Raw genomic sequence first — 5,973 nt, forward strand, 5'->3', positions numbered from 1 at the left:
ACCGGCGCCCCTGGGGTCCTGCCTGCGGCTGGGGTCGGTCGCGCCCGACCCCACGACCTGCCCGAGGAGGTCGACGTCCTCGTGGTCGGCGCCGGACCCGCAGGCATGATCCTCGCCGCCCAGCTCTCGATGTACCCGGGCGTCACGACCCGCCTGGTCGAGCGTCGCTCCGGGCGCCTCGAGATCGGGCAGGCCGACGGGATCCAGGCACGGAGCAACGAGACCTTCCAGGCCTTCGGTTTCGCGGAGCGGATCATCAGCGAGGCCTTCCAGCTCACGGCCATGAACTTCTGGGCCCCCGACCGCGACGACCCGTCGCGCATCGTGCGCACGCAGCGCACGGTCGACGACCCGGACGGCGTCAGCGAGTTCCCGCACATGATCGTGAACCAGGCCCGGGTCCTGGACCACCTCGCGGAGTACGCCGCGAACGGACCTGCGCGGATCGTTCCCGACCACGGCTGGGAGCTCGTCGGTCTGGGCATCTCCGACGAGGGAGGGCATCCGGTCGAGGTCACGCTGCGCCGGACGGCCGACACCCCCTCCGGGGCCGAGGGCGACCTGCGCGTCGTGCACGCCAGATACGTCGTCGGGTGCGACGGTGCGCGCAGCACCGTGCGGCAGTCGATCGGCAGGCGGCTGGAGGGGGACCAGGCCATGCACGCGTGGGCCGTGATGGACGCCCTCACCGTCACGGACTTCCCCGACATCCGCACCAAGTGCGCCATCCAGTCCGAGCACGGCAGCATCCTTCTCATCCCCCGCGAGGGCGGCTTCCTCTACCGCATGTACGTCGACCTCGGCGAGACCGACGAGGAGGACCGGGGCGCCGTCCGCGAGACGAGCATGGAGGCGGCGATCGCACGGGCGAACAAGATCATGCACCCGTACACCCTCGACGTGAAGCACATCGCCTGGTCGAGCGTGTACGAGGTGGCCCACCGCCTGACCGACCGGTTCGACGACGTGCCCGGCGAGCTCGTCGGGACTCGCGCCCCGCGCGTCTTCATCGCCGGCGACGCCTGCCACACCCACAGCGCCAAGGCGGGCCAGGGCATGAACGTGTCGATGCAGGACGGCTTCAACCTGGCCTGGAAGCTCGGGCAGGTGCTCGAGGGACGCAGCCCCGAGTCGATCCTGGACACCTACTCGGCCGAACGCCACGAGGTCGCCCAGGACCTCATCGACTTCGACCGGACCTGGGCCGAGATGATGACGCGGACCCCGGCGGAGCTGGATCCCGCCGAGCTCGGCGCCTTCTACACGGCGACCGCGGAGTTCCCGGCCGGGTTCATGACCCGCTACCGGCCCTCCGTGCTCGTCGGCACGAGCACCCATCAGGAGCTGGCGGCCGGCTTCCCCGTCGGCAAGCGGTTCGCCTCGTGCCCCGTGGTCCGCGTCGCCGACGCGAACGGTGTCCACCTCGGTCACCACCACCGCGCGGACGGGCGCTGGCGGATCTACGCGTTCGCCGACGGCCCCGCGGGCGAGAGCACCGCTGCGGCCGCCTGGGCCCGATGGCTCGGGTCCGCACCGGACTCACCCGTCGTGCGCTGCACCCCGGACGGGGCAGACCTCGACAGCGTCTTCGACGTCAAGATCGTGTACCAGCAGACGCACGACCAGGTGGATCTGAGCGTCGTGCCCGACCTCTTCCTCCCCAGGGTCGGCCCCTTCGGGCTGATCGACTACGAGAAGGTCTACGCGACCGATCCGGCACAGGACATCTTCCAGGCACGCGGTGTCGACAGGAGCCTGGGAGCCGTCGTCGTCGTCCGACCCGATCAGTACGTCGCCCACGTCCTGCCGCTCACGAGCACGGGCGAGCTCTCCGCGTTCTTCGCTCGGATCATGCTCCCGGCCCGACGCTCACCGGACGCCTGACCGGCGGCCGGCCGTCGTCGGGTCAGCACCCACCGACGACGGCCGACCGAGCGGCAAGGACCTCAGTAGCTCGCGCGCTTCTCCCCGTCCCTGCCGACGAAGCGAGCCGCGAGCGCCTCGGAGCCGCGCGCGAGGAGCGCGACGTCGGCCCCGACGAGCACGAACGTCGCCCCGGCAGCGAGGTAGGCGTCCGCGACCGCAGGGTCGAACGCGTTGACGCCGACGGGGACGCCCTCCCCACGGACCGCGTCGAAGGCCCGCAGGACGGCGGCCGTGACGTCGGGATGGGTCTGCTGACCGAGCAGCCCCATGGACGCCGCGAGGTCCGACGGCCCGACGAAGACGCCGTCGACGCCGTCGACCGCCGCGATCTCCCCGGCGGCCTCGACCCCCTGGACGGTCTCTACCTGCACGAACAGCGAGACGTGCTCGTCGGCGTGCTCGAGGTAGCCGTCGACGCGGTTCCAGCGGGCCGAGCGCGCGAGCGCCGACCCGACCCCTCGACGACCACGAGGCGGGTAGCGGACCGCCGCGACGGCCCGGCGCGCCTCGTCGGCCGAGGACACCATGGGGACGAACAGGTTCTGGGCGCCGAGGTCGAGGACCTGCTTGATGACCACCGCGTCGTTGCTGGGAACCCGCACGACGGGGGAGACCGGGTACGCCGCCACGGCCTGGAGCTGCGCCAGCACCGACTCGAGCCCGTTGGGCCCGTGCTCCATGTCGATCAGCAGCCAGTCCAGGCCCCCACCCGCGCAGATCTCCGCGACGAGCGGTTCGCCCGTGCAGACCCACATCCCCGCGAGCGGGCGAGGTGATCGGGCGATGGCCTCACGGAACGTGGGGTTCAGACGAAGCGGCACGAGATGGTTCCCATCGGTCCGTAGTCGCACAGCACGCTGTCTCCCCGCGACACCCACATGGGCCGTGTGAACGACCCGGCGAGGATCGTCTCGCCCGCCTCGAGCCGTGCGCCGTGCTGGTGGAGCTTGTTCGCGAGCCAGGCCACGCCGGCGGCCGGGTTGTTGAGCACCCCTGCGGCGACGCCCGTCTCCTCGATGGTCTCGTTGCGGTACAGGAGCGCGGAGACCCAGCGCAGGTCGACCTGGTCGGGCGACGTCGGGCTGCCGCCCAGCACCATGCCCCCGTACGCGGCGTTGTCCGCGATCGTGTCGACGATCGTCCGACCCTCGAGCTCGATGTGCGAGTTCAGGATCTCGAGCGCGGGCGTCACGTACTCGGTCGCCCGCAGGACGTCGAACACCGTGCAACGAGGCCCCTCGAGCGGCGTCCTCAGCACGAACGCGAGCTCGACCTCGACGCGCACGTTCGAGAACGCGTCGAAGGGGATGGTCGAACCGTTCTCCCACACGGTGTCGTCGAACATGACGCCGTAGTCGGGCTCCGTGATGCCCGTGGCCGCCTGCATCGCCCGTGACGTCAGACCGATCTTGCGCCCGACGAGGCGTCGTCCCGCGGCGAGGCTCGTGTCACGCCACAGTCCCTGGATCGCGTAGGAGTCCTCGATCGTGGCCTGCGGGTACCGGGCCGTGATGCGGGGGACGACACCGCGGGTGCGCTCGGCACCGGCGAGCTCGTCGGCGATCGCGATGATCGTCTCGGCGGGAAGCATCCTTGCTCCTTCGTTCGTGGTCGTGCTCGGTCGTTCGTGGTCGCGAGCCACCCGCCGCGTTCCGCCGGTCTCCGGGTGCCTGTGGTCTCCGGTCGGCGTGGGTGCGGCACCGCTCGCCCCGACCCGTCGGGCGGTCGGGTCCCGTCAGAGGCTCGGGTCGCTGAGCACCTCGTCGGGGTGCTCGTGCTTGAGGAAGGCGCCCAGAGTGCCCGAACGGTGACGGCGGACGGCCTGCTCGACCTCCGAGATCGGCGCGCCTCGTTCGATCAGGGAGACGATCTCCTCGTGCTCCCGCACCGACTCCTGGGCCCGGCCGGGGACGAACGCGAAGATCGTGTCGCGCAGGTGCCCCAGACGCGCCCACTCCGACTCGACGATCTCCAGGAGCCGCGGGTTGTCGCAGCGCGAGTAGAGGATGTGGTGGAACTGCTGGTTGAGAGCCGAGAACGCTCGGGGGTCGAAGCGGTCGAGCCCCTGGGTCATGACCTCGTTGACCGCCCGTGCACGACGCAGGTCGTCGACCGTGAGGTGAGGGGCCGCGAGCGCCGTCGCCGCGCTCTCCACGATGCCGATGGCCTGCATCGCGAAGCGGTACTGGGTGTCGTCGACCATCGAGACGCGCGCACCGACGTTGCGCTCGAACGTCACGAGGCCCTCGGCCTCGAGGTGCCGGACGGCCTCGCGGACCGGGACGACGCTCATGTCGAGCTCGTTCGCGATCGTCCCGAGCACCAGCCGGTAGCCCGGCGTGAACTCCTGGCTCGCGATGCGCGCCTTGATCCACTGGTAGGCGACCTGGGACTTGCTCGGACCCTTGTTGACGTTCACCGTGCCGCGCGCCATGCGTCGAACCTCGCTCTCCACTCTGCGTTCATGGGAAACAGCCCCTTGATCGGGCTGCCCGCCGCCACCTGTCCGGCGATCCACGCATCCTCCTCCTCCTGGGCGAGGGCAGCGGACGCGACCGCCTCTGCGAGCTGCGGCGGGACGACGATCACACCGTCCGCGTCGCCGACGAGGATGTCGCCGGGCTGGACCGTGGTCCCCCCGCAGGCGACAGCGACGTCAGCCTCCCACGGGACGTGCTTGCGGCCGAGGACGGCTGGGTGCGCGCCCGCGGTGTAGACGGGGATGCCGACCGCGGTGACCGCATCGGCGTCGCGCACGCCGCCGTCGGTGACGATCCCGGCGGCACCGCGCGCGTGCGCACGGAGGGCGAGGATGTCGCCGAGGGTGCCTGAACCGGTCTCGCCACGAGCCTCGATCACGATGACCTCACCGGGCCCGACGGCGTCGAAGACGCGCTTCTGCGCGTTGTACCCGCCGCCGTGGCTCTCGAAGAGGTCTTCCCGGCCGGGGACGAAGCGCAGGGTCCGTGCGGTGCCCACGAGCTTCGAGCCGGGGTGCAGGGGGCGGACGCCGTCGATCGTCACGTTGTTCAGCCCGAGCCGACGCAGCTGCGCCGACAGGGCCGCGACAGGAGTTCTCGACAGCTTGTCACGGAGCGCGGGCGACAGGGCACCGGTCGCTTCCTCGGCGTCGGCCTCGGCCTCGAGGCCGGCTGCCGACCGCGACCCCCAGGCCTCGGCGCGCTGCGTGTCGTCGACCACCGGGAGCGAGCCGAGCGCGCCGTCGAGCTCGACGTCACCCTGGACCACCCTGGTGACGAGGCGCCCCGTGCTCGGAGCCTCCGGTGCCCCCGGGGCGTCGACCTCGATCTCGACGACGTCGCCGGGTACGACGACGCTCGACCCGGCCGGGGTGCCGGTGAGGACGACGTCGCCGGGCTCGAGCGTGAGGTGCTGCGAGAGATCCGCGACGATCCGTGCCAGCGGGAAGAGCAGACCGTCGGTCGTGTCCTCCTGCGCCAGGACACCGTTGACCCAGGCGCGCACGCGCAGCGCGGCCGGGTCGAGCGTGCGGGCATCGAGGAGCGCGGGGCCGATCGGCGTGAAGCCGTCCCGCCCTTTGGACCGCAGGTTGGACCCCTTGTCGCCGGCCCGCAGGTCGTACAGACCCAGGTCGTTCGCCGCCGTGACCCACCCGACGTGCTGCCAGGCCTCGTCGATTCCGACCCGGTGCGCGGACGACCCGATGACGAGTGCGATCTCTCCCTCGAACGCGAGGAGCTCGGTTCCCGCAGGACGCTCGACGACGCCGCCCGAGGTCGCGACCGAGCTCGACGGCTTGAGGAAGTACGACGGGTCGACGGGTCGACGGCCCCGTTGGTCCGCGCGCGAGGCGTAGCTCAGGTGGACAGCGATGATCTTGCCGGGCCGGACGGGGAGGACCCCGGGGACCGGACGGTCGTCGGTGCTGGTGCCGGCCGTCGTCGTGTGCGTCGTCATGAGCTCCCTCGCTGCAGAGTCGTCCTGAAATCGTATACGATCACTCGCCGGCGGGGCAACCCAGACACCCTCGCGCCGGACGTGGGTGAGGGGCGGGTCCCGGAGGAC

The 5,973-nt window shown here is 71.4% G+C and carries 5 protein-coding genes; 1 reads left to right on the forward strand and 4 read right to left on the reverse strand.

Annotation, left to right across the window (positions count from 1 at the left end; genetic code table 11):
* Positions 1-1,884 (forward strand): FAD-dependent monooxygenase (locus tag ACFWFR_RS16655; RefSeq protein ID WP_377623709.1); only part of this gene is annotated, 1,884 nt, incomplete at its 5' end.
* 62 nt (positions 1,885-1,946) lie between these two features.
* Here ACFWFR_RS16655 and ACFWFR_RS16660 read toward each other — a convergent pair.
* From ACFWFR_RS16660 to ACFWFR_RS16675, 4 genes are all read right to left on the reverse strand, one after another.
* The gene (locus ACFWFR_RS16660) at positions 1,947-2,747 is read right to left on the reverse strand and encodes an HpcH/HpaI aldolase/citrate lyase family protein (protein ID WP_377623710.1); all 801 of its coding nucleotides are present in this window, start codon (positions 2,745-2,747) and stop codon (positions 1,947-1,949) included.
* On the reverse strand, positions 2,732-3,517 hold the full coding sequence (hpaH, locus tag ACFWFR_RS16665) for a 2-oxo-hept-4-ene-1,7-dioate hydratase (RefSeq protein ID WP_377623712.1): 786 nt from the start codon (positions 3,515-3,517) through the stop codon (positions 2,732-2,734). The genes ACFWFR_RS16660 and hpaH overlap by 16 nt, the downstream gene beginning before the upstream one ends.
* Positions 3,518-3,661: 144 nt before the next feature.
* Positions 3,662-4,360, reverse strand: a complete 699-nt coding sequence (locus ACFWFR_RS16670) for a GntR family transcriptional regulator (protein ID WP_377623715.1) — start codon at positions 4,358-4,360, stop codon at positions 3,662-3,664.
* The gene (locus ACFWFR_RS16675) at positions 4,342-5,865 is read right to left on the reverse strand and encodes a fumarylacetoacetate hydrolase family protein (RefSeq protein WP_377623716.1); all 1,524 of its coding nucleotides are present in this window, start codon (positions 5,863-5,865) and stop codon (positions 4,342-4,344) included. Before ACFWFR_RS16675 ends, ACFWFR_RS16670 begins: the two co-directional genes overlap by 19 nt.
* Positions 5,866-5,973 lie beyond the last annotated feature (108 nt).

This window comes from Oerskovia sp. NPDC060287, assembly GCF_042726775.1.
Taxonomy (GTDB): domain Bacteria; phylum Actinomycetota; class Actinomycetes; order Actinomycetales; family Cellulomonadaceae; genus Oerskovia; species Oerskovia merdavium.